Origin of the sequence: Aeromicrobium sp. Leaf350, from assembly GCF_916858655.1 — a bacterium.
GTDB lineage: Bacteria > Actinomycetota > Actinomycetes > Propionibacteriales > Nocardioidaceae > Aeromicrobium.
The window spans coordinates 1,599,307-1,621,862 of sequence record NZ_CAKASL010000001.1; the positions used below are offsets into that span (position 1 = coordinate 1,599,307).

At 72.0% G+C, this 22,556-nt stretch carries 25 protein-coding genes; 9 read left to right on the top strand and 16 right to left on the bottom strand.

What is annotated here, in order from left to right; all coding sequences use genetic code 11:
* Nucleotides 1–495 (bottom strand): FBP domain-containing protein, encoded by a 495-nt coding sequence (locus tag LO931_RS08060; protein ID WP_229052832.1) that lies wholly within the window; start codon nucleotides 493–495, stop codon nucleotides 1–3.
* A 52-nt stretch (nucleotides 496–547) separates the two neighbouring features.
* On the opposite strand from LO931_RS08060, the gene LO931_RS08065 reads away from it, so the two are divergent.
* Nucleotides 548–1,117 (top strand): TetR/AcrR family transcriptional regulator, encoded by a 570-nt coding sequence (locus LO931_RS08065; protein ID WP_229052834.1) that lies wholly within the window; start codon nucleotides 548–550, stop codon nucleotides 1,115–1,117.
* Nucleotides 1,118–1,365: 248 nt separating this feature from the next.
* A complete protein-coding gene (locus tag LO931_RS08070; RefSeq protein ID WP_229052836.1) occupies nucleotides 1,366–3,057 on the top strand; it encodes an ATP-binding cassette domain-containing protein in 1,692 nt (563 codons plus the stop codon).
* Between the two features lie 111 nt (nucleotides 3,058–3,168).
* Here the strand turns inward: LO931_RS08070 and LO931_RS08075 are convergent, their stop codons facing one another.
* The 3 genes from LO931_RS08075 to LO931_RS08085 all read right to left on the bottom strand — a co-directional run bounded on the left by LO931_RS08075 (nucleotide 3,169) and on the right by LO931_RS08085 (nucleotide 6,244).
* Nucleotides 3,169–4,218 carry an adenylate/guanylate cyclase domain-containing protein gene (locus LO931_RS08075; RefSeq protein ID WP_229052838.1) on the bottom strand — a complete coding sequence of 350 codons (1,050 nt, stop codon included), beginning with the start codon at nucleotides 4,216–4,218 and terminating at the stop codon, nucleotides 3,169–3,171.
* Nucleotides 4,211–4,612 (bottom strand): Crp/Fnr family transcriptional regulator, encoded by a 402-nt coding sequence (locus LO931_RS08080; RefSeq protein ID WP_229052840.1) that lies wholly within the window; start codon nucleotides 4,610–4,612, stop codon nucleotides 4,211–4,213. Before LO931_RS08080 ends, LO931_RS08075 begins: the two co-directional genes overlap by 8 nt.
* 111 nt (nucleotides 4,613–4,723) lie before the next feature.
* Nucleotides 4,724–6,244, bottom strand: a complete 1,521-nt coding sequence (locus tag LO931_RS08085; protein ID WP_229052842.1) for a hypothetical protein — start codon at nucleotides 6,242–6,244, stop codon at nucleotides 4,724–4,726.
* A 4-nt stretch (nucleotides 6,245–6,248) separates the two neighbouring features.
* Between LO931_RS08085 and LO931_RS08090 the strand changes: the two genes are divergently transcribed.
* Nucleotides 6,249–6,920 (top strand): DedA family protein, encoded by a 672-nt coding sequence (locus LO931_RS08090; protein ID WP_229052843.1) that lies wholly within the window; start codon nucleotides 6,249–6,251, stop codon nucleotides 6,918–6,920.
* A gap of 17 nt (nucleotides 6,921–6,937) precedes the next feature.
* Nucleotides 6,938–7,816 (top strand): ABC transporter substrate-binding protein, encoded by an 879-nt coding sequence (locus tag LO931_RS08095; protein ID WP_229052845.1) that lies wholly within the window; start codon nucleotides 6,938–6,940, stop codon nucleotides 7,814–7,816.
* A 64-nt stretch (nucleotides 7,817–7,880) separates the two neighbouring features.
* Here the strand turns inward: LO931_RS08095 and LO931_RS08100 are convergent, their stop codons facing one another.
* Complete coding sequence (locus tag LO931_RS08100; protein ID WP_229052847.1) at nucleotides 7,881–8,615, bottom strand: PaaX family transcriptional regulator C-terminal domain-containing protein; 735 nt, start codon at nucleotides 8,613–8,615, stop codon at nucleotides 7,881–7,883.
* A gap of 65 nt (nucleotides 8,616–8,680) precedes the next feature.
* On the opposite strand from LO931_RS08100, the gene LO931_RS08105 reads away from it, so the two are divergent.
* The 3 genes from LO931_RS08105 (at nucleotide 8,681) to LO931_RS08115 (ending at nucleotide 12,799) form a co-directional block, all read left to right on the top strand.
* Nucleotides 8,681–9,643 (top strand): crotonase/enoyl-CoA hydratase family protein, encoded by a 963-nt coding sequence (locus LO931_RS08105; RefSeq protein ID WP_229052849.1) that lies wholly within the window; start codon nucleotides 8,681–8,683, stop codon nucleotides 9,641–9,643.
* Nucleotides 9,640–11,283 (top strand): acyl-CoA dehydrogenase family protein, encoded by a 1,644-nt coding sequence (locus LO931_RS08110; RefSeq protein WP_229052852.1) that lies wholly within the window; start codon nucleotides 9,640–9,642, stop codon nucleotides 11,281–11,283. The genes LO931_RS08105 and LO931_RS08110 overlap by 4 nt, the downstream gene beginning before the upstream one ends.
* A 61-nt stretch (nucleotides 11,284–11,344) precedes the next feature.
* Nucleotides 11,345–12,799 carry an NAD-dependent succinate-semialdehyde dehydrogenase gene (locus LO931_RS08115; protein ID WP_229052855.1) on the top strand — a complete coding sequence of 485 codons (1,455 nt, stop codon included), beginning with the start codon at nucleotides 11,345–11,347 and terminating at the stop codon, nucleotides 12,797–12,799.
* A gap of 105 nt (nucleotides 12,800–12,904) precedes the next feature.
* Here the strand turns inward: LO931_RS08115 and LO931_RS08120 are convergent, their stop codons facing one another.
* From LO931_RS08120 to LO931_RS08140, 5 genes are all read right to left on the bottom strand, one after another.
* Nucleotides 12,905–13,471 (bottom strand): hypothetical protein, encoded by a 567-nt coding sequence (locus tag LO931_RS08120; protein WP_229052856.1) that lies wholly within the window; start codon nucleotides 13,469–13,471, stop codon nucleotides 12,905–12,907.
* A gap of 61 nt (nucleotides 13,472–13,532) precedes the next feature.
* The gene (locus LO931_RS08125; protein WP_229052858.1) at nucleotides 13,533–14,093 is read right to left on the bottom strand and encodes a nuclease; all 561 of its coding nucleotides are present in this window, start codon (nucleotides 14,091–14,093) and stop codon (nucleotides 13,533–13,535) included.
* A gap of 54 nt (nucleotides 14,094–14,147) precedes the next feature.
* On the bottom strand, nucleotides 14,148–16,046 hold the full coding sequence (locus LO931_RS08130; RefSeq protein ID WP_229052860.1) for an ABC transporter ATP-binding protein: 1,899 nt from the start codon (nucleotides 16,044–16,046) through the stop codon (nucleotides 14,148–14,150).
* Nucleotide 16,047: 1 nt separating this feature from the next.
* Nucleotides 16,048–16,362 (bottom strand): YbaY family lipoprotein, encoded by a 315-nt coding sequence (locus LO931_RS08135; RefSeq protein ID WP_229052862.1) that lies wholly within the window; start codon nucleotides 16,360–16,362, stop codon nucleotides 16,048–16,050.
* Between the two features lie 13 nt (nucleotides 16,363–16,375).
* A complete protein-coding gene (locus tag LO931_RS08140; RefSeq protein ID WP_229052864.1) occupies nucleotides 16,376–16,843 on the bottom strand; it encodes a hypothetical protein in 468 nt (155 codons plus the stop codon).
* Nucleotides 16,844–16,893: 50 nt separating this feature from the next.
* On the opposite strand from LO931_RS08140, the gene LO931_RS08145 reads away from it, so the two are divergent.
* Entirely contained in the window at nucleotides 16,894–17,526 is a 633-nt protein-coding gene (locus LO931_RS08145) for a TetR/AcrR family transcriptional regulator (RefSeq protein WP_229052865.1), read from the top strand.
* On the opposite strand, the gene LO931_RS08150 is transcribed toward LO931_RS08145, so the two are convergent.
* Genes LO931_RS08150 through LO931_RS08175 form a run of 6 tightly spaced genes read right to left on the bottom strand, consistent with a single transcriptional unit; the run spans nucleotide 17,519 to nucleotide 22,049 of the window.
* Entirely contained in the window at nucleotides 17,519–19,693 is a 2,175-nt protein-coding gene (locus tag LO931_RS08150; RefSeq protein WP_229052866.1) for a cation-translocating P-type ATPase, read from the bottom strand. The genes LO931_RS08145 and LO931_RS08150 overlap by 8 nt on opposite strands.
* Nucleotides 19,693–19,929 carry a heavy-metal-associated domain-containing protein gene (locus tag LO931_RS08155; protein WP_229052867.1) on the bottom strand — a complete coding sequence of 79 codons (237 nt, stop codon included), beginning with the start codon at nucleotides 19,927–19,929 and terminating at the stop codon, nucleotides 19,693–19,695. Before LO931_RS08155 ends, LO931_RS08150 begins: the two co-directional genes overlap by 1 nt.
* Before the next feature lie 25 nt (nucleotides 19,930–19,954).
* Entirely contained in the window at nucleotides 19,955–20,248 is a 294-nt protein-coding gene (locus LO931_RS08160) for a metal-sensitive transcriptional regulator (protein ID WP_229052868.1), read from the bottom strand.
* Nucleotides 20,249–20,308: 60 nt separating this feature from the next.
* Nucleotides 20,309–20,866, bottom strand: coding sequence for a DUF305 domain-containing protein (locus tag LO931_RS08165; protein ID WP_229052869.1), 558 nt, complete (start codon nucleotides 20,864–20,866; stop codon nucleotides 20,309–20,311).
* 32 nt (nucleotides 20,867–20,898) lie between these two features.
* Nucleotides 20,899–21,447: a DUF4142 domain-containing protein gene (locus LO931_RS08170; protein WP_229052870.1), complete on the bottom strand. Its 549-nt coding sequence runs from the start codon at nucleotides 21,445–21,447 to the stop codon at nucleotides 20,899–20,901.
* Nucleotides 21,447–22,049 carry a DUF305 domain-containing protein gene (locus tag LO931_RS08175; RefSeq protein ID WP_229052871.1) on the bottom strand — a complete coding sequence of 201 codons (603 nt, stop codon included), beginning with the start codon at nucleotides 22,047–22,049 and terminating at the stop codon, nucleotides 21,447–21,449. The genes LO931_RS08170 and LO931_RS08175 overlap by 1 nt, the downstream gene beginning before the upstream one ends.
* 78 nt (nucleotides 22,050–22,127) lie before the next feature.
* Here LO931_RS08175 and LO931_RS08180 point away from each other — a divergent pair, with 78 nt between their 5' ends.
* A complete protein-coding gene (locus tag LO931_RS08180; RefSeq protein WP_229052873.1) occupies nucleotides 22,128–22,556 on the top strand; it encodes a PaaI family thioesterase in 429 nt (142 codons plus the stop codon).

Sequence of the window (22,556 nt, forward strand, 5' to 3'; positions counted from 1 at the left end):
TCAGGCCTCGTCGAGCACGCGCGCCACGAACTGCCCCACCCGCTCGCCGAGCTCCTCGACCCGCAGGTCGGGGGCGCCGGAGACGGAGCGCTGGTGCGCCTTGAGCGGTCGTCGAGCGCGCAACGAGCAGTCGAAGTCGGCGCAGACGTAGACGCCGACGCTGTTCCCCGCTCGGCCTCGCGACCCGGCGCGCGGTGCCACCACCAGTCGGCAGCCGCCCTCGGCGTCCTGCGTGTGGCACCAGTCGCAGAGACTCGCGCGCGGCGGGCCGCCCTGCTCACCGAGGCGCAGCTCGATCGCGACGGTCTCCGCCACCAGGGGCGGCGGCACGACCAGATAGGCGCGCAACGGCGCCTTCGGATCGGTCCAGGCCAGGAAGTCGCGCTGCTCGACCTCGGCCGGCGGCCAGGGCCTGGGGAAGGTCACCGCCGCCGCCCGGCTCCGCGAGGAGTTCACGAAGGCGCGTCGCACGTCGGGCTGCTCGATCGTGTCCATGACCCAAACCTACACCCTGTAGGCAAACGTGTTACTGGTGTAGGTTCGTCCCATGCCCCGCGCAGGACTGACCCCCGACCAGCTCGTGCTGGTCGCGGCGGCCCTGGCCGATCGCGACGGTCTGGACCGGGTCACGGTCTCGTCCGTCGCGCGACAGGTCGGCGTCAAGCCGGCGAGCGTCTACGCCCACCTGGACGGTGCCGACGACCTGCTGCGCCGCGTCACCCAGCTCGCGCTGACGGAGATGGCCGAGCGGGCCGCCGACGCCGTAGCGGGACGGTCGGGACGCGACGCGCTCGAGGCCTGGGCCGGCTCGTTCCGCACCTACGCCTTCGCGCACCCCGGCCGGTACGCCGCGAGCCATCGTCCGCTCGGGCGCACCGAGGCGCTCGCTGGAGCGGGCCCTCGCCACACCGCGCTCTCGGCGACGATCCTGCGCGGGTACGACGTCCCCGAGCACGACCACCCGCACGCCGTGCGTCTGCTGGGCAGCACGATCCACGGATTCCTGGACCTCGAGGCGGCCGGCTCCTTCGACCACAGCGCCCCGCCCGCGGCCGACTCCTGGCCGCGCGTGGTCGACGCCCTCGACGCCCTCCTCCGCACCTGGCCCACCCCCTGACCCCGGGTGCGGGATGGGCGACTAGCTCACCGCCCGCGGGGGACGGGCGGCGGACGTGGTCGGGCTCCGTTAGGCTGGGCGGCATGTTCACAGGATTCGTCTCGATGGCGTGCACCGCCTCGATGCGCCTGCGCCTCGCCGCCTGACGGCGCGCACCCGAGACACCTTCGCCTGCTCGCCGCTCCGGCCTTCGCCGGGCGGCTCCGTCGTGTCCGCCCGGCTCACCCCACGAGCTCGGGAGCTTTCCTGTGTCCATCGACCCCGTCGGCCTGTCCGACCATGATTCCGTCGGCCTGTCCGACCACCTCCACCACCTGCCCGCCGGCGACCTCGCCCAGATCCGCGCGGAGTCGCTCACGGTCGTCCGTGGCGCGCGGACGCTGTTCACCGACCTGTCGGTGACCGTCAGCGCCCGATCACGCCTCGCCCTCGTGGGCGAGAACGGTCGCGGCAAGACCACCCTGCTGCACCTGCTGGCCGGGACGACCGGTCCCGACGACGTGCCCGAACGCGGGTCGGTGCACCGCATCGGGACCGTCGCCCTGACACGCCAGTCGATGGACGTCGGGTCCTGCGAGACCGTCGGCGCGCTCGTCGACGAGGCGCTGGAGTCCTCGCGTGCGGCCCTGCGGGCTCTCGACGCTGCCACCCACGCGCTGAGCGAGGGCCTGACCGGAGCGGACGAGGCGTACGCGTCAGCCCTCGACGCCGCGACGCGTCTGGACGCGTGGGACGCCGACCGGCGCGTCGACGCCGCACTCGAGGGCCTCGGCGCGTGCACCGACCGCGACCGTCCACTGGCCACGTTGTCGGTGGGGCAGCGGTATCGCGTGCGCCTGGCGTGCGTGCTCGGCGGCAGTCATGACCTGTGGCTGCTGGACGAGCCCACGAACCATCTCGACGCCGACGCACTCGCGTACCTGACCCGACGCATCCGCGACCACTCCGGAGGCGTCGTGCTGGTGAGCCACGACCGCGCGCTGCTGCGCGACGTCGCACGGGAGTTCCTCGATCTCGACCCGAGCGAGGACGGCACGCCGCGCCTGCACGCGGGCGGGTACGAGGCGTGGCAGGACGGCCGTCGGCGCGACCGGGCCCGCTGGGAGGAGGACCACGCGGCGCAGGAGGCCGAGCTGCGTCGCCTGCAGGACTCCGTCCAGCAGGCGCGCGACCGGCTCAGCTCGGGCTGGCGACCGGAGAAGGGGACCGGGAAGCACACGCGTCAGTCGCACGCCCCGGGAGTGGTCCGAGCCCTGCGGCGTGAGCAGGAGCTGTTGGAGGCCCACCGCGTCTCGGTACCGCCTCCTCCACCGCAGCTGCGGTGGCCCGAGCCACGGGTCAGGCCCGGCGTGCCGCTGGCGCGCTGTGAGAGCGTCACGGTGCGGCACCGGTTGGATGCGCCGGTCACGCTCGACCTCCACGGCGGCGACCACCTCGTGGTGACCGGACCCAACGGCGCCGGCAAGTCCACCCTCCTGCAGGTCCTGACGAGGGTGCTCGAGCCGGACTCCGGGCGGGTGCGACACCTGTCGGGCGCGCGCATCGCGCACGTGGGACAGGAGGCCCCCGCCTGGCCGGGCGACCACACCGCGGACCGCCTGCACGAGGAGCACGTCGCTCGCCTGGCAGCACACGGTCTGCTCCGCCCCGGTGACGCGGTGGGACTCGGTGCGACGGGCCTGCTCGACCGGGAGGCACGACGTACCCCGGCCGGGCGCATGTCCGAGGGTCAGCGACGTCGCCTGGACCTGGCGCTGCACCTGGCGGGCCGGCCGAACCTGATCGTCCTCGACGAGCCGACCAACCACCTGGCGGCCTGGCTCGTGGACGAGCTCACCGCCGCGATCCGCGCGACGTCCGCCGCGGTCGTGGTCGCGACGCACGACCGCCAGCTCCTCCGTGACCTCGACGACTGGCCCCACCTCACCCTCGGGCAGTGAGCTGGCGTCCATCGCCCGTGCAGGCGGTGAGTGAGTCGCCCTTCAGCGGTCGGGATGGGCGACTAGCTCACCGCCCAGGGTCGGGGTGGGCGACTAGCTCACCGCCCGGGGTCAGCGGCGGGGCTTGGGGTGCTTGAGCGACCAGAGCTCGAGGTGCTCGTAGCCCTTGACCGAGGCCCGGGGCGCGCGCCGCACGCGGAACCGGTCGTCGTCGCGCACCAGCGCCGCGAGCTCGGCGTCGATCAGCGCGCGCCCGGGCCGCGAGACGGACGTGAGCCGGGCGGCGATGTTCACGACCGGCCCGTACACGTCGCCGAGACGCGACAGCACCGTGCCGTACGCCGTGCCCACGCGCACCTGCGGGTAGCCGTCGGCCGACCCCTCGCCCTCCACGTCGTCCGCGCCGCGGTCGACCAGCGCGAGCGCCAGCTCGGCCGCCGCGAACGGGTCGCCCAGCGTGTAGAGCACCTCGTCACCGATCGTCTTGACGACCTGTCCCCCCGCCTCGACGACGAGCTCGGACGTGATGCGCTCGAACGTCTCGACCATCGCCGCGAGCTCGGTCGTGCTGAGCCGCCGACTCTGCGCCGTGTAGCCGACGATGTCGACGAACCCGACGGCGAGCGGGGTGGACCGGCTGTCGGTCGAGCCGGAGAGCATCAGCCGGCTCGCGGCGCTGACGAGGTGCCGCCGCCAGATGTAGGACTGCAGGCGCTCGACGACCGGGACGATCTCGGTCAGCAGCTCCAGCGGCAGCTCGTCGTCCGGCGCGTCGACCAGCGTCGCGAGCAGCAGTCGGGTCTGCCAGTCGGCCATGCGCGAGAACGTGGACCCCATCGTGCGCACCAGGGCCGGCAGCACCTCGGGATCCAGGACGCGCAGCTCGACGAGCTCCTGCACGTCCTCCAGTGCTGCGACGTCGGCCGCGGTGAAGGCCGCCTCGTCGTCGCCGGTCTCGGCGAACCCGAGCGAGCGCCACATCTGCTGCGCCTGCTCCAGCGGCACCCCCGACCGCTCGGCGACCTCGTGCCGGGTCAGGGCCGGGCCGTCGTCGCCCAGCAGGTACGACCCCGCCACCTCGATGAGGATGGCGGGGTCGAAGGCGTGCGCGCGGGCACCTGAGTCGGTCCCGGCGCCGGGGTCGTCCTGCGGATCAGTCACTCGCGAGGCGGTCGGCGGCGGCCTGCTTGAGGGCCTCGCCGAAGCTCGGGTTGTCGTTGCTGAGGGCGGCGATCGCCTCGTCCGTGAAGTGCAGCGCCTTGAGCGGCGAGAGCGCGAAGACCGACGCGCTGCGCAGCTTGCGGTTGACCAGGGCGATCTCGCCGATGACCGCGCCCGGGCCGAGCTCGGCGATGTCGGCGTTGTCCTTGCGGATCACGACGTCGCCTTCGAGGATGATGTAGGCCTTGTCGGCCGGGGTGTTCTCCCACATGAGCGACCAGCGGGCCGGCACGTTGACGAGCGTCCCGTGCGTCGCGAGCGCCTTGACCGTGGTCTCGTCGAAGTCGGTGACCGCCTTCAGGGTCTCGACGACCGAAGGGTCGAGCTTCGCCATGGGTGTTCCTCTCGTTGCCGGACCCGAGGGTCCGGTTCTGCCCTCCCCGCCGTGATCTTGTCATTGCGGCCCGACACTGGCAAGCGACCGTCCGCCGCCTGTCACGGCGAGTTACTGATACGTCACGAGGTCGGGCCTCGGAGCGACCCCCCACGTCTGTTCCGGGGTCAGCATCGGGAGGTCCTCGTGGACGAAGTTCTTCCAGCCCCAGGCGATCGACGGGGCGGCTCCCTGCCGGATCACGTTCCACGTGCCGACCTTCGCCCCGGGGGAACCCTGCCCGTCGACGTGGATGACGACCTGCAGCTCGGGCCGGTCGCTGCGGACGAGCTGGCGGTCGGTGATCATCGACGTCGCGAACTGGTGCAGGACGAACAGCTTCTGGGGCAGGTCCTCCTCGCGGGTCAGCTCGGCGAGCCAGGCCGCGACCGCGTCGGCCTCGGCCCCGGTGACGGACCCGAACTGGCGCAGGTGCACCTGGTCAGGGGCCAGACGCCACTCGGGATCGAGCGCGAGTCCGACGTGCGGCTCGCGGAGCAGCTCCTCGTAGCGCTTCGCCTGGGTCAGGAAGTCCGTGCGACCCGGCTGGAGGTCGAGGATGACGTACAGCCCCGCGTCCCGGGCCGCGTCGACCCACGGCCGCAGGGTCTCCACCGGGACCTCGCGCGAGTAGTCGCCGTCGGGGCCGATGTCGGCGTCGGCGATCGTCGAGATGAGCTCGAAGGCTCCGACGACGGGCCGGTCGCTGATGGCCGCGTACTGGTCGACGACCTGTTGCGTGCGCACGACGGAGGCCGCCGGGTCCTGCTCGCCCAGCATCCCGAGGGCCGGGATCCCTGGCGATCCGTACAGCGCGACGACGTGGCGACCGGGGAAGATCGTGTGTCCGCCGCCGGGCTGCTCGGGCTGGTTGCGCACGACGTCGAGGGTGTACTGCGGCTCGACCCACCCGGTACCCAGCACGATGGTCGGCCGGTCGCCGAGCTCGCGCAGCTGGTCGGCCACAGCGGGGTCGGTGCGCGGGTCGCCGCCGGGCACCGCCACGACGTCGCCGGCGCCGGCCGTGGCGAGCGACAGCACGTCTGCTGCCGGGTCGAGGGTCAGCACCACGGCTCCCTCCGCCGCCTCCACGGGCTGCGGCTCGGTCAGGTGCTCGGACAGGCTCGCCTCGAGCGCCGTCGCCTCGACCGGGACGACCTCGCCGACCAGGTCGGGCAGGGGCGTTACCGGTTCGCCGACGAGCAGCACCGTCGCGGTGTCGAGCCGCGTGAGCTCCTCGGGAAGTCCGGCGGCCTCGGCGGGCAGCACCGGCACGCCGTGCTCGCGCGCCAGCTCAGCAGCCGGAGCCGCCTGGTCGGCGGTGGCCACCACGACGACCTCCGAGCGGGTGAACAGCAGCTCCGAGACGGCCAGTGCGCGATCGGTGGGCGCCGCGTCGTCGACCAGGGTCATCGCGTCGCCGGGCTGCTGCGTCGTGACCTGGTCGGCCTCGGTGGTCGTGTCCTCGCCGCCCCCGCCGGTGCAGGCCTGAGCCACCACGAGCACGAGGACGATCGTCGCCGCGACAGCGCTGCGGCGCGCGGGACCCCCTCGTCCACGGCCGTGCCGCAGTCGCGCCCCCGTTACGCTCATCGCTGTGACGTTACTGGATCTGGCCGCGGCCGACGTGTCGAGCACGACGGAGGTCGACGGGCTCGCCGGCGTCATGGTCGACCTCATGGACAAGCTGGGCCTCGCCGGCGCTGCGATCGCCGTGGGCCTGGACAACCTGTTCCCGCCGATCCCCAGCGAGATCGTCCTGCCGATCGCCGGCTTCGCGGCCAGTCAGGGCATCTTCTCCCTCGAGGGGGCGCTCTTCGCGACGACGGCCGGCTCGGTCATCGGTGCGGTGGTCCTGTACTGGCTCGGCCGCGCGTTCGGCCGCGAGCGGTCGATGTGGGTCTTCGAGAAGACGCCGCTGCTGAAGGTCTCCGACCTGGAGCGCACCGAGGCCTGGTTCGCGAAGCACGGCTCCAAGGCGGTCTTCTTCGGCCGGATGGTGCCGATCTTCCGCAGCGTCATCTCGCTGCCGGCCGGGGTCGAGAAGATGAACTTCGGGCTGTTCCTCGCCCTCACCACCGCGGGCAGCCTGATCTGGAACTCGATCTTCGTGATCGCCGGCTACCGCCTCGGCTCGGACTGGGAGAAGGTCGAGCCCTACGCCGACCTGTTCCAGAGGGTCGTCATCGTCGCCGTCCTGGTCGTCGTGATCACCTTCGTGGTGGTGCGTCTGCGCGGCCGGCGCCGCACCGACGACGCCGCGGCCTGACGAGCCGACCACTCGCCGTGCGCGTCGTCTCCCTGCTGCCCTCGGCCACCGAGATCGTCTACGCCCTCGGGGCGCAGGACCGCCTCGTCGGCGTGACGTTCGAGTGCGACGAGCCGGCCTCGGCCCGCGCCGACCACCGCGTCATCGTGTCGGGACGCGACACCTCGGCGATGGACGTCGCCGCGATCGACGCCTACGTGCGAGCCGAGCTCGCCGCGGGGCGTGACCTCTACACGCTCGACGAGGGCGCGATGGCCGACCTCGCGCCGGACGTGATCCTGACCCAGGACCTCTGCCGTGTGTGTGCCGTGCCCACCGGACAGGTCGACGCCGCACTGACCCACCTGCAGTGCCGAGCGGACGTCGTGACGCTCGACCCGATGACGCTCGACGACGTCGTCGCCTCGGTGCTGACGGTCGGCGACGCGCTCGGCTCGACCGACGAGGCGAGGCTCGTGACCACGCGCCTGCGTGAGCGTCTCGCGGCCGTCGCCGCCGCGGTGGCCAGACGCCCGCATCCGCGCGCGGCGGTCGTCGAGTGGGTCGACCCGCTCTTCACGGGCGGTCACTGGATCCCCGACCAGGTGGCGGCCGCGGGCGGCATCCCCGTCGGGATGCACGCGGGCACCGCGTCCGGACCCGGCTCGTGGGACGCGCTCGCCGCGACCGAGCCGGAGGTGGTGCTCGTGGCGCCGTGCGGCTACGGCCTCGAGGGTGCCGCCGAGCAGGCGGAGGTGGTGGCCCGCCACCTCCCGAGCGCCCAGGTCTGGGCGATCGACGGCAACGCGGTCGTCGTGCGTCCGGGCCCCCGCGTCGTCGACGGCGTCGAGGCGATCGCGTCGGTCCTGCACCCGGGCGCGGTGGCGGCGAGCGACCTCGTGCGTCGCATCAGCTGACCCGGGTGGCTGAGGAGCCCCCTTCGAGGCTCGCAAGCTCGCACCTCAGGGGGCGGTTGGGGGCTCAGGCGATCGCGAGGTCGCGGAGCTCGGCGCGGTAGTCGGCGTAGGCCGCCCGCAGCCGCGGGCCGGGCCAGTCGGCCGGCAGCAGCTCGCGCGGCAGCAGGGGGTCGTCCGCGAGATGGCGGACGACGTCGCTCGCGGCCCGGAGGCGCGCCGCCGGTTCGTGGGTGCCCTCCAGCGTGGACAGGAGTGCGTGTCCCTCCCGGGCCAGCGAGGCGAGGTCCCACAGCTCGGCCGCGAGCTCGTCGGCGGGGCCGTCCGGGCGGGCGTGGAAGGTGCGCACGACGAGCTCGTCGCCGACCGGCGAGGAACGGCGGAGGTTGGCGGGCCGCATCCACGTGCCCTCGCGCAGCTCGGCGAGGCGTGCCCGCACGAGCGTCTGACGCAGCGCCGCCCGTTCGGGGCCGGTGCGGCCGGCGACGACCACGACGGCCATCTCCCAGTCACCGTCCCAGGTGGTCTCGGCGTCCAGCACGCCCTCGTCCTGGCGGTGCTGACGCTCGACGAGCCGCTCGCCCAGGACGTAGTCACCGTCGGCCCGCTCGAGGTCGCCGGACGCGATCGCCCGGGTCAACGCCACCCGCAGCGTCGCGGCGGGCACGCCGAAGTGCTCGCCGGCGCGGGTCAGCTGGGCGGGGCTGAGGCGGGCGGGGTGCGCCCCGAGCAGCAGCGACAGGGCGACGGATCGTGCCGTCAGGGGTCGCGGGTCGGCAGCACGCGGGTCGGGGACGCTCATCGCGGTCACTGTCCCATGATTACAACTCTCGACACAACTGGTACAGATTGTGTAACGTGCCGCGCATGGCAGACCTCGACGCGACCGATGCAGCACCGTGGCGCCGCACGTCCGACGACCCGGTCGTGGACGGTGACGCGTCCAGCCGCTGGCAGGCCGAGCGCGAGTACCGCACGCTGACCTACGAGGTCGACGGCCGCATCGCCCGGATCACCTTCGACCGGGCCGAGCAGGGCAACGCGATCACGCCGGACACGCCGCTCGACCTCGCGCACGCCGTCGAGCGCGCGGACCTCGACCCCCGCGTCCACGTGATCGTGGTGAGCGGCCGGGGCAAGGGCTTCTGCGGGGGCTACGACCTCGCCGCCTTCGCGGAGCAGGCCATCCCCAACCACGATCCCGAGCAGACCTGGGACCCGATGGTCGACTACGCGATGATGAGCCGCTTCACCCGCGGCTACGCGAGCCTGCTGCACGCCGACAAGCCGACCGTCGCCAAGATCCACGGGTTCTGCGTCGCCGGCGGCACCGACATCGCCCTGCACTGCGACCAGATCCTCATCGCGGCCGACGCCAAGATCGGCTACCCGCCGACCCGCGTGTGGGGCGTCCCGAGCGCCGGCCTGTGGGCGCACCGTCTCGGCGACCAGCGGGCCAAGCGCCTCCTCCTGACGGGCGACTCGCTGTCGGGCCGCGAGGCCCTGGAGTGGGGTCTCGCGATCGAGGCGCCCGAGCCCGAGGACCTCGACGCGCGCACCGAGCACCTGCTCGCGCGCATCGCCGCGATGCCGGTCAACCAGCTCATGATGGTCAAGCTCGCGCTCAACTCGGCACTCGTGGCCCAGGGCGTGGAGAACAGCCGCATGATCTCGACCGTCTTCGACGGCATCTCCCGCCACACGCGGGAGGGCTACTCGTTCGCGGCCCGGTCGATGGAGGTCGGATTCCGCCAGGCCGTCGCGGAGCGCGACGGGCCTCCGTTCGGCGATGCCGGACCGTCCACGAACAAGGGAGAGGACCCCCGATGACCACGTCGCACCAGACCCACGAGGTCCAGAACCAGGCACCGCCGCTGGTCGGCCACAGCACGGCCGACGACCCGGCGCTGCGCGAGGGCGTCGAGCGCGAGGGAGCCGGCTGGGCCCTGCCCGAGATCGACGAGCTCGGCCGCCTCGCGGGCACCGAGGAGGCCCGGTCGTGGGGCCGCCTCGCCGAGCGCGTGCCCCCGCGCCTGCACACGCACGACCGCTACGGGCACCGCATCGACGATGTCGAGTACGTCCCCGAGTACCACCGGCTCATGGAGACGGCGGTCGGCCACGGGCTGCACGGCGCGCCCTGGGCCGACGACCGCGCCGGGGCGCACGTCGCCCGTGCCGCGAAGTTCATGGTGTGGTCGGTCGACGCGGGCCACGGGTGTCCCATCTCGATGACCTACGCCGCGATCCCGGCCCTTCGCGCGAACGCCGGACTCACGTCGCAGCTCGAGCCCCTGCTGACGAACCGCGAGTACGACCCGGTGCTCGCCGACCCGTTCACCAAGCGCGGCCTGATCGCCGGCATGTCGATGACCGAGAAGCAGGGCGGCTCCGACGTCCGCGCGAACACGACCACGGCCGCGCCGCAGTCGGACGGCACGCACACGCTGGTGGGCCACAAGTGGTTCACGTCCGCGCCGATGTCGGACCTGTTCCTCACCCTGGCCCAGACCGAGAACGGCATCTCGTGCTTCGCGGTGCCGCGAGTGCTGCCCGGCGGAGAGCGCAACGCGATGCGCTTCATGCGGCTCAAGGACAAGCTCGGCAACCGCTCCAACGCGTCCTCCGAGATCGAGTACGACGGTGCGACCGGGTGGCTCGTCGGCGAGGAAGGTCGCGGGGTCCGCACCATCGTCGAGATGGTCAACATGACCCGCCTCGACTGCGTGATCGGCTCGTCCTCCGGCATGCGTACCGCGGTGGCGCAGGCGGCGCACCACGCCCGGCACCGCTCGGCCTTCGGCGAGAGGCTGATCGACCAGCCGGCGATGCGCAACGTCCTGGCCGACCTCCAGGTCGAGTCGGAGGCGGCGACCACGGCGATGCTGCGCCTCGCCGGCGCGAACGACCGGGCCATCCGCGGCGACGAGAGCGAGGCGGCCCTGCGTCGCATCGCGCTGGCCGTCACGAAGTACTACGTCTGCAAGCGCGCACCCATCGCCGCCGGCGAGGCGCTGGAGTGCCTCGGCGGCAACGGCTACATCGAGGACTTCGACCTCGCGCGCATCTATCGCGAGATGCCGCTGCTCTCGATCTGGGAGGGCTCGGGCAACGTCGCCGCCCTGGACGCGCTGCGGGCCCTCGCCCGCGAGCCGCACACGCTGGACGCCTTCTTCGCGGAGGCCGAGCTCGCCCGCGGCGTCGACGGCCGGTACGACGACGCCCTCGACCGGCTGGCGAAGGAGCTCACCTCCTTCGACGACATCCAGCTGCGGGCGCGTCGCGTGGTCGAGCAGATGGCGCTCGTGTTCCAGGGGTCGCAGCTGCTGCGGCACGCGCCGAGCGCCGTGGCCGACGCCTTCTGCGCCTCGCGACTGGACCGCGACTGGGGCGGCGCGTTCGGCACCCTGCCGACGGGGCTCGACCTCGCCCCGATCCTGGAGCGCACGCGCACCGGCTTCGACGACTGAGTTCGGGCGGACGGAGCTCGTCGACTGTCGGGTCGTGGCACCGCGTCCTAGTCTCGGACTCATGAGTGCTCACGACGCCCTGCCCGAGGTTCCCCAGCAGCTCTTCATCGGCGGGAGCTGGCGCGACGCGACCGGCGGCGGCACCTTCGCGGTGGAGGACCCGGCGAGCGGCGACGAGATCGCCCGCGTCGCCGACGCGACGGTCGAGGACGGCGCGGCCGCTCTCGACGCGGCCGTGGCTGCGCAGAAGGACTGGGCTGCCACCCCGCCGCGCGACCGCGGCGAGATCCTGCGGCGCGCCTTCGAGATCGTGACCGAGCGCACCGACGAGCTCGCGACGATCATGACGCTCGAGATGGGCAAGCCGCTCTCGGAGAGCAGGGCCGAGATCGCCTACGGAGCCGAGTTCCTGCGCTGGTTCTCCGAGGAGGCCGTGCGCATCGCGGGCCGCTACTCCGTGGCCCCGAACGGTGCGACGCGCCTGCTCACCCTCAAGCAGCCCGTCGGCCCGGTGCTCGCGATCACTCCCTGGAACTTCCCGCTCGCGATGGGCACGCGCAAGATCGCGCCGGCGATCGCCGCCGGGTGCACCATCGTCGTGAAGCCCGCGGGCCTCACGCCGCTCACGATGCTGTGGCTCGCGCAGGTGCTGAAGGAGGCGGGGCTGCCCGACGGCGTGCTGAACGTCGTCACCACCAAGAGCACCGGCAAGGTCATGGGTCCGCTGATCGCCGATCCCCGGTTGCGCAAGCTGACCTTCACGGGGTCGACCGAGGTCGGTCGCTCCCTGGTCGAGCAGAGCGCCCAGGGCCTGCTCCGCGTCTCGATGGAGCTCGGCGGCAACGCCCCGTTCCTCGTCTTCGACGACGCCGACGTCGATGCCGCCGTCGACGGCGCGATGCTCGCCAAGATGCGCAACATCGGCGAGGCCTGCACCGCCGCGAACCGGTTCATCGTGCACGAGTCCGTGGCCGAGGAGTTCTCCACCAAGCTCACCGAGCGCATGCAGGGCCTGAAGGTCGGTGCCGGTCTGGAGGACGGGGTCGACGTCGGCCCGCTCGTCGAGGAGGCCCAGCGCGACAAGGTCGCCCAGCTCGTCGCCGACGCGATCGGCAAGGGCGCGACGGTGCGCACCGGTGGCGTCGTGCCGGAGGGTCCGGGCTGGTTCTACCCGCCGACGGTGCTGACCGACGTGCCGCTCGAGGCCGACCTGCGCACCGAGGAGATCTTCGGTCCGGTCGCGCCGGTCTTCACGTTCACCGAGGAGGCCGACGCCATCGCGATGGCCAACGACACCGAGTACGGCCTCGTCGCGTACGCCTTCACCCGCGACCACGCCCGCGTGATCCGTGTGTACGAGGGCCTGGAGACCGGCATGGTCGGCATCAACCAGGGCATCGTCTCGAACCCGGCGGCGCCGTTCGGTGGCGTCAAGGCCTCCGGCTTCGGCCGCGAGGGCGGCACCGAGGGCATCGAGGAGTACCTCGAGACCAAGTACGTCGGCCTGGCGTTCTGACGCACCGCCGACGAAGCTCGGGGGATCGTCGTCGTCATGACGACCGCAATCCCCGGAGCTGTGTCGATCCCGCGTCGAACGGGGCATGACCTCGACGGAAACACCTCAGCGAAGGTCGTCGTCGGGATGGCTCGCCCCGGGGTCTGCCTTCGCCGCCCGGAACGCGCGATCTCCGAGGAGCACCGAGATGGCTGCTCGGCTCGAGCCAACACCCATCCAGTCGGGGTCGACATCGCTGCCCATGAACCACGTGTGGTCAGCCGGCCACGCGAGAGCTATCCGAGCCGATGACTCGGGACACCCGACAGCATCCCGCCACCCCGAGAGGTCGGCGATCGAACCCTCGAACAGGACGTACGTGCGGTGAGGGATCGAAAAGGTCCGGGGCGGCGGCAGTGAGGTGTCGGACCATCCGTCCCACAGGGCGAAGTAGCAGCGGCGGCGAGAGTTGGTCGTCTGCGCGAGCATCTCGAGCACCCCACGCTGCTGAGTGATCTCGTCGAGAGTGGGGCGATGCCCAGGCTCGATGGCAGCGGTCGACCTCGACATGTAGGGAACGCGCGCGTACCCGGCAAGACCAGGTGGACCGAACCTGGAGATTCGCGACCAGTCGGCGGTCGCGTGGACGATCCAGTCTGCAGCGGACACGTCGTCGCACAGCGTCAGGCCCATCCGACGCACGTTATCGACAAGTTGGCGCCTGGTCGATCGTGGTGCGGCTCGCCGCGGCCCTCTACCCCAGGAACTGGGCGGGGTCGAACTCGTCGATCGGGATGACGCGCAGGCGCGGCAGCGTCTCGGTGAAGGCGTGGACGTCGTACTCCAGGTCGAAGACCTCGAGGCCCTGCGCCTGCAGCTCGGTGTAGCCGAGGTTGCGGAACTCGTTGAACGCCAGCAGGCCGGTGCGTCGCGTGCCGATGAGCGGCGCGAGCTGGGGGATGAAGTCGCCGTCGTTGCTGACGAGGACGACGTCGCCCTCGCGGCGGCCGATCTCCTCGAGGGTGCGCTGGATGCCGAGGTCGACGACCTTCTGGTCGGGCGCGCCCGACAGCGGCACCGGTGTGTAGCCGAGCGAGGTCAGCGCCTGCACGAACGGCATCGGGAGCTCGCCGTGCACGGCGAGGAAGAACAGGGCGGTGACGGGCTGGCCCCAGTGCTCCTCAGAGAACGTCAGCAGGCGGTCCCAGCGCGGGCGCTCCTGCGGCTGGGGGCGTCGACCGAGGATGGAGCCGCCGAGCGTCGCGTCGATGTTCTCGCCGTCGACGAGGAGGTACGTGCGCCCGGTGCTGTCCATGCCCTCGAGCCTAACGCCGATCCGCTCACGATTCAGACCACCGGAAGGCCTGGCTCAGGCGTCGGTGCGCTCGGCGTGCAGGCGGGCGTAGAGGCCCCCGGACGCCAACAGCTCCTCGTGGGTGCCTGACTCGACGAGCCGGCCGTTCTCGACGCCGAGGATCAGGTCGGCACGGCGCACGGTCGAGAGCCGGTGGGCGATCGCGATGGTCGTGCGATCGGCGGCGGCGCGCTCGAGCGCCTCCTGCACGACCCGTTCGGTCTCGGTGTCGAGGGCACTCGTGGCCTCGTCCAGGATCAGCAGCGGCGGGTTCTTGAGCAGCACCCGCGCGAGGGCGATGCGCTGCTTCTCGCCCCCTGACAGGCGGTATCCGCGCTCGCCCGTCAGCGTCGCGTAGCCCTCGGGGAAGCTCATGATCCTGTCGTGGATGTTCGCGTCGCGCGCGGCCTGCACGATCTCGTCCTCGGTCGCGCCCGGACGCGCGTACGCGAGGTTGTCGTGGATCGTGCCGTGGAACAGGTAGGCGTCCTGCGTGACCACCCCGACGGCGCGCGAGAGCGACGAGAGCGTCAGGTCGCGCACGTCGTGCCCGTCGATCAGCACCGCGCCGCGGGTCACGTCGTAGAGCCGGGGGACGAGGTACGTCGCGGTGGTCTTGCCCGATCCCGAGGGTCCGACGATCGCGGCGAACTGCCCCGGCTCGAGGCGGAAGGAGATGTCGCGCAGCGCCCAGGAGTCGTCGGCGTCGGCGCGGGCGTCGAGGACGGACTCGTGCTGCGGCTCCAGCGGACGTCCGGCGAGCGATCGCGGCGCGGGGTACCGGAACCAGACGTCGCGCAGCTCGATCGCGCCGCGGGGACGTTCCAGCTCGACCGCACCGGACTTCTCGGTGATGGTCGGCTGCAGGTCGAGGTACTCGAAGATGCGACGGAACAGGGCGAGCGAGGTCTGCACGTCGAGCGTCACGCGCATGAGCTGCAGCAGCGGCATCTGCAGACGGGCCTGCAGCGTCGTGAAGGCGACGAGTGTTCCCGCGGTGAGCGCGTCAGCGCCTCCGGGCACGCGCCCGGTGACCAGCAGACCTGCCAGCAGGTAGATCAGCGCGGGCGTGATGGCGAAGAAGGTCTGCACCGTGGCGAAGAAGGTGCGCCCGGTCATGGCCTGCGAGACCTGCAGGCGCACCTGCTGCTGGTTCGCGTCGCGATACCGCACGACCTCGGTCTCGCCGCGGTCGAAGACCTTGCTCAGCAGGATGCCCGAGACGCTGAGCGCCTCCTCGGTGATCGCGGTCATGTCCGACAGCGACTCCTGGGTCTTGCGGGCGATGACCTGGCGCCGGCGACCGACCCGCAGCTGCACCACGATGAAGATCGGCATCAGCACGAGGGTCAGGAGCGTGAGCTGCCACGACAGCAGCACCATCGACACGACCGCCGCGAGCACCGTGACCGAGTTCTGCACGATCGTCGTGGCGGTGTCGGTCAGGACGGTGCGCACGCCGGCGACGTCGTTGGCGAGGCGCGACTGGATCACGCCGGTCTTGGTCGCCGTGAAGAAGGCCAGCTCCATCGTCTGCAGGTGCGCGAAGAGCTCGCCGCGCAGGTCGGCCATCGCCGAGTTGCCGATCGTGGAGGTCAGCCAGTTCTGGGCGATCGAGATCAACGCCGTGACGAGCGGGATGACGCACATCGCCGCGACGAGCCACGTGAGCACGTCGAGCTGCACCCCTCCGCCGTCGGTGGGGAACAGCGCGTTGTCGAAGACCGCCTTGGTCAGGAACGGGATCAGCGACGTGAGGGCCGCCGACGCGATGACCGCGACCAGCACCAGCACGAGCTGGGTGCGGTACGGGGCGAGCAGGCGGGCGACCCGCTCGAGCACGGGCCCGGCCTCGGTGTCGCGAGCCTCGTCGGGGTCGATGTGGTTGACGCCGTCGGTCGGCCCAGGGCGCACGTCAGTCGCCGTCGACGCGCTCGAGCACCGTCTCGGTGGCGTTGCCGGCGGCGGACACCGGCGCGAGCTCGGGCGTGCCCCACACGCCGACACCCGTGCGCAGCATGGCCCACACGAGGAGGCGGTCGGGATCGGCGACGAGCTGGGGATCGATCGTCACGGCCCAGTCGACCGGCGTCATCTCGACGTCGAACGCGGCGGCTCCGTGCACCTCGCCCTCGGCGTCGACCACCTTGACCGTGGCCACCGCCCCCGCGGGCAGGTCGATCCGCTCGCGGACGACGAGGGTTCCGGTGACGGTGAGGAGAGCGGTCATGCCTCGAGCGTAGTCAGGACAGGATGATCGGCAGCACGACCACGAGCGGGACGAGCACGACGATGGCGGCGATGATCCCGATGAACGCCCCCGCGCCCTTGCGCTTGACCTTCTCGTAGCCGATCGAGCCGGTCGTGAACTGGTGCCACGGTGCGGCGTAGAAGACCGGGACGTCCTGGCCCGGCTGCAGCGTGAACTGGATGCTGGCCTGGCCGTACGTGCGCAGCCACGTGTTCGACAGCTCGATGCGCACGGGTCCGGCGGGCACCGGGATCGGGTTCGCGCCGTACCGGACCTTCACGGGGTAGCCGTTGATCGACGCCGTGGGCGTGATGACGTTGGACGTCATGACCGAGCCCTGCACCGTCAGGTGCACGGTGCCCATGGGGGCGTAACCGCCCTGCGGCGAGGTCGGCGGCTGGGGCGGACCGGGCGGACCGGGCGGACCGGGCGGGCCGGGCGGGGAAGGCGGCTGCGTCATGCGAGGAGCGTAACCAAGCGGACGGCTGGGTCCGGCCCTAGATTGACGGGGTGCCTCCGAGACCCCCCGTCCCCGATGGGAACCAGCGACGTGAGGCCCGACGCCAGCTCCTGCTCGACTCGTCGCTGGAGCTCTTCGCGACCCGGGGGTACCTCGCCAGCCCGATCGAGGACCTGTGCCGGGCCGCCCACGTCAGCACCAAGAGCTTCTACGGCATCTACACCTCGCGCGAGGACTGCTACCTCGACCTGATGCGCCGCACGACCGACGCGATGCTGTCGGTCATGAGCGAGGCCGTGGAGCAGGAGAGCTTCGAGGACGTGACGGCGGCGGAGCACCGGTTGCTCGCGGTCTTCGCCCACGAGATGGGCGACGACCCGAGGGTCGCGGCGGTGCTCTTCGGCCGAGGAGCCGCGACGACGTTCACCGTCGAGTCGCACCGTCGCCTGCACCGCCGGCGCACGGCCGACCTGCTCGACCTGGCGTGGCGGCTCGGAGGGGCCACCCCGCCGCAGCCGGAGGGCGTCGCGACCGGCGTGGCCGGTGCCTTCTTCCACATCGTCAGCGACTGGGTCGAAGGCGCCGAGCGGCTGGAGGACCTCGAGACGGACGAGCTGCTGACCCGGCTGCTCGCGTTCTACGAGGTCGCGGCGGCCGGCATCCGGCGCCCCGGCCTCAGCTGAGCCTCGTCGACCGCAGCCGCAGCGAGCTGCCGACGACGAAGACCGAGCTGAACGCCATCGCGAGTCCCGCGACCATCGGGTTGAGATAGCCCGACATCGCCAGCGGGATGGCCGCGACGTTGTAGGCGAAGGCCCAGAACAGGTTGCGGCGGATCGTCCGCAGCGTCGCGCGGGCCAGCCGCACCGCCTCGGGCGCCTTGCGCAGGTCGCCCTCGACGAGGGTGAGGTCGGACGCGGCGATCGCCACGTCGGTGCCGGTGCCCATCGCGATGCCCAGGTCGCTCGCCGCGAGGGCGGCGGCGTCGTTCACGCCGTCACCGATCATCGCGACCACGCGTCCCTCGGCCTTGAGGCGCTCGATCGTCCGCAGCTTGTCGTCGGGCGTGACCTCGGCCTCGACCCGCTCGATGCCCACCTGGGCCGCGACGTCCTCGGCCACGGCACGGTTGTCGCCCGTGAGGAGCACGGGCTCGAGCCCCAGCGCACGAAGCTCGGCGATCGCCGCGGCGGAGGTGTCCTTGACCGTGTCGGCGACGGTGATCGTGCCGAGGAAGCGGCCGCCGTGCTCGACCGCGACGACGGTGCCGACCTCCCCGCCCAGGGCCCGGGACCCCTGCCCCACCCACGAGCTTCGTCCCGCTCGCGCCGGCTCGCCGTCGACGACACCGCTGACGCCCTGACCCGCGTGGTTCCGGAACTGCTCGAGCGTGCCGTGCTCGGCCTGGCCGGCGATCGCGCGGCCCACCGGGTGCTCCGAGCCGTGCTCCAGCGTCGAGGCGACGTGCAGCAGCTCGTGCTCGTCGACGCCCTCGGCGGGCTCGACGGCGACCACGCCCATGACGCCCGTCGTGACGGTGCCGGTCTTGTCGAGCACCACCGTGTCGATGCGCCGGGTCGACTCCAGCACCTGTGGACCCTTGATGAGGATGCCCAGCTGGGCGCCGCGACCGGTGCCGACCATCAGAGCGGTCGGCGTCGCGAGGCCGAGGGCGCACGGGCAGGCGATGATCAGCACCGCGACCGCGGCGGTGAACGCCTGCAGCAGGGAGCCGCCGAGCAGCAGCCACGCGCCGAAGGTGAGGACCGCGAGCACCATGACGCCCGGCACGAACCACGCGGACACGCGGTCGGCCAGGCGCTGCACCTCGGCCTTGCCCTCCTGCGCCTCCTCCACGAGTCGGGCCATCTGCGCCAGGCGGGTGTCGTCACCGACCGCGGTGGCTCGCACGATGAGGCGGCCCGACACGTTGACCGTCGCGCCCGTGACCTCGTCACCCACGCCCTTGTCGACCGGTGCGGACTCGCCCGTCAGCATCTGCTCGTCGACGGTGGACTCGCCGTCCACGACGACCCCGTCGGTCGCGATGCGCTCCCCCGGGCGGACCGTGAACTCCTCGCCCACTCCGACGTCGACCGCGGGCTGCAGCTCCATCAGCGCGCGCAGCGCGGCGCTCGACCGTCCCTTGGCGGCGGCCTCGAGGTAGTGCCCGCCGAGCACGAAGACCGTGACGGCTGCGGCGACCTCGAGGTAGATCTCGTGCGAGCCGGAGCCCTGCGCGAGCCAGGTCCAGCGCATCGTCATGCCGATGTGACCGGCCTCGCCGAGCACGAGCGCCCACACCGACCACAGGTACGCAGCGCTCACGCCCACGCTGACGAGGGTGTCCATCGTGGCGGCACCCTGGCGGGCGTTGAGCAGCGCGGAGCGGTGGAACGGCCACGCACCCCAGGCGACGACGGGCGTCGCGAGCGCGAGGCAGATCCACTGCCAGTAGTCGACCTGCAGCGCCGGGACCATCGACAGCAGCACGACCGGGACCGCGAGCACGGCCGAGCCGATCAGACGGCGACGCATCGACGCGACGCCGTGGAGCCCCCCGTGCAGCCCGCCGTGATGGTCCCCGTCGTGCGGGCCGTGGTCGGCACCCTGCCCGGCGGAGCCCCCGGGTCGGCGGACCTGGGCGGTGTAGCCGGTGCGCTCGACGACGTCGATGAGCTGCTGGACGTCGACGTCGGCCTCGGCGCCGTCGGTGATGTGGACCGTGGCGCGCTCGGTCGCGTAGTTGACCGTGGCCTCGACGCCCTCGATCCTGTTGAGCTTCTTCTCGACGCGGGCGGCGCACGCCGTGCAGGTCATGCCCCCGATGTCGAGGCGGGTGGTGCTCATCAGGCCAGCGGCAGTGAGCCGGGTCGGGCCAGCTCGTAGCCGGCCTCGTCGACCGCCGCCGCCACCTCCTCGCGGCTCAGCGCGCGATCGCTCACGACGTGCACGTCGGACGTGCCGCCCTTCACGAGGTCGATCGTGACGTCGGTGACGCCCTCGAGGGTGGTCAGCTCGTCGGTCACGGCGGCGGTGCAGTGGCCGCACGTCATGCCGTTGACCTGGAAGGTCTGGGTGCTCATGGGATCTCCTGGGGGATGGCGGGGGTCAGGAGCGGACGAGGCGCGCGATGGCGTCCGACGCTTCCTTGACCTTGATGTCGGCCTCGGGGCCACCGGCTCGGGCCGCGTTGACCACGCAGTGCGCGAGATGCTCGTCGAGCAGCTTCAGCGCCACCGCCTCGAGGGCCCTGGTCGTCGCGCTGACCTGGGTCAGCACGTCGATGCAGTACGTGTCCTCCTCGACCATGCGCGTGAGGCCGCGCACCTGGCCCTCGACGCGCTTGAGGCGCTTGAGGACGGCGATCTTGTCGTCGGAGTAGCCGGGCTGTTCGTCTGCCATGGCTCGACCATACCCCTAGGGGGTATCAAACTCAAGCGGCGGCTCCGGTGGCGGGGTCACCTACCCGAGCAGGGCCTTCATCTCGGCGATCTCGGTCTTCTGGACGTCGGCGATCTGCTCGGCGAGCTCGCGCACGTCGGGATCCTTGCCGTCGGCGACAGCCGTCTCGGCCATCGTCACCGCGCCCTCGTGGTGCGCGATCATGCCCGTGAGCCAGAGGGAATCGAACTCGGCGCCGGTGGCGTCCGCGAGCTCGGCCATCTGCTCGTCGGTGAGCATGCCCTCCATCTCGTGGTGGTCTCCCCCGCCGTGGTCACCATGCCCGTCGCCGTGCCCGCCATGGTCCGAGCCCTCGGACTCGCCCCACTCCTCGAGCCAGCCGTTCATGAGCTCGATCTCGTCGTGCTGGGCCGAGCCGATCTGCTCGGCCAGCGCCTGCACCTCCGGCGACGCGCCCCGCGCGGGGTCGAGAGCGAGGTCCGACATCTCGACCGCCTGCTCGTGGTGCGGCACCATCTGCTGGGCGAACGCCGTGTCAGCGTCGTTGTGGCTGCTCGAGCCGCAGGCGGCGAGCAGCACGGCAGCGGCGGCCAGGACGAGTGTCTTCGTTCCACGCATGCGGGAGACCATACCCCCTGAGGGTATGTCTGTCAGATGGCGAGCTCAGCCAGGTCGTCGATCCAGGCCTCGCACGTGTCGAGCAGCCCGGTGGCCAGCTCGCGCAGCCCGACGTTCTCGCCGACGTCGATCACGGTCTCGGCCGAGCTGGCGATCGCCTCGAGGCTCCCGGCCACCACGTCGATCCAGAGCACGTCGAACTCGGCACCCTCGAGCTCCTCGAGGCGCTGCCAGTCGTCGCTCCTGTCCTGTGACGACGAGGTGAGCACCGTGCTGGACATGGTTGGCCGGAGCTCCCACTCCTCGGCGTACGCGGCGAGCTCGTCGCGCACGTCACCGAGCTCCTCGACGATCTCCGAGGCGAGGCGCTGCAGCTCGACGGAACCGGCGCTGTCGTCCGCAAGCTCGGCAATCTGCCGCAGGGTCCCGAGGGTGCCGGACGTGATGCCGACGTAGATCTCGTCGGCCTTGATGCGGTCGGCACCGGCGTGCGGCGGACCGTCAGGATCCCCGTCCTCCGCGCCGCAGGCCACGAGCGTCAGGCTCAGCGCGAGGCCGACGAGCAGGCGGAGCGCCCTCATCAGCGGAGCTCGGCCTCGAGGTCCTGGAGCACGTCCCGCCATGCCTCGTTCGCGTCGACCCACTGCTCGACCGCCGTGCGGAGCCCGGCATGGCTCCCGTCGTCGAGCAGGTCGGCGGCGTCCCGGCGCTGTGTGCCCGTGCGCTCGATCACCACGTTGACCCAGTACGCGTCGAACTCCAGGCCGTCCAGGCCCTCGAGCACCTCGTAGTCCTCGTCGCCGCTGTACGTGCGCGGTGAGACCTGCGCCGTGCTGGCGGCGCTGTCGTAGACCGTCGGCTCGAGGTCCCACTCCTCCTCCCAGGCGCTGAAGTCGTCCAGCAGGCCGTCGGCGGCGGCCACGATCTCCTCGGCGACCTCCACCACCTCAGCGGTCTCGGAGTCCTCGACGGCGAGCTCGGCGAGCCGCTTCATCTCGCTGACCGCCAGCGACTGGTCGAGCACGTAGTCCTCGTCGGTCTTCGTGGGCTGCTCGTCCGACGACGTGGACTGGTCGGGGCTGCACCCGGCACCGCCGGGCTCCGAGCAGGTCTCGTCCTCCCCGCACGCCGCGAGCCCCAGCACCACCAGTGTCGCGACCAGCGCCGCTGCTCCACGTCTCATGGGTCGACGGTACGGACCCGGGAGCCTCGTGGCGAGGGAGAGAGGTCCCCTCCGCAAGGGCCTGGGTACGCTCGCGACATGTCTGACGTTCCCGGCCTCGACGGCCTCCTCGGGGTCGAGCACCTCGAGCTCACTGCCGACAAGGTCGTCGTGCAGTACACGATCGGCGAGCAGCACCTGCAGCCGTTCGGCATCCCCCACGGCGGTGTCTACTGCGCGGTGCACGAGTCGACCGCCAGCACCGGCGGGCAGATCTGGCTCGGCGAGAAGGGGGTCGTCGTGGGCACGAACAACAGCACCGACTTCATCCGCCAGGCCAAGGTGGGCGACACCATCACGACCGTCGCGACCCCGATCCACCGAGGCCGCACGCAGCAGCTGTGGCGCCTCGAGACGACCGACGCGGACGGCAAGCTGATCGCGCAGGGCCAGGTGCGTCTGGCCAACCTCGACCTCCCCGTCCCACCGGAGGCGCTCGCGCGCTACCGGGCCATGACGCAGGAGTAG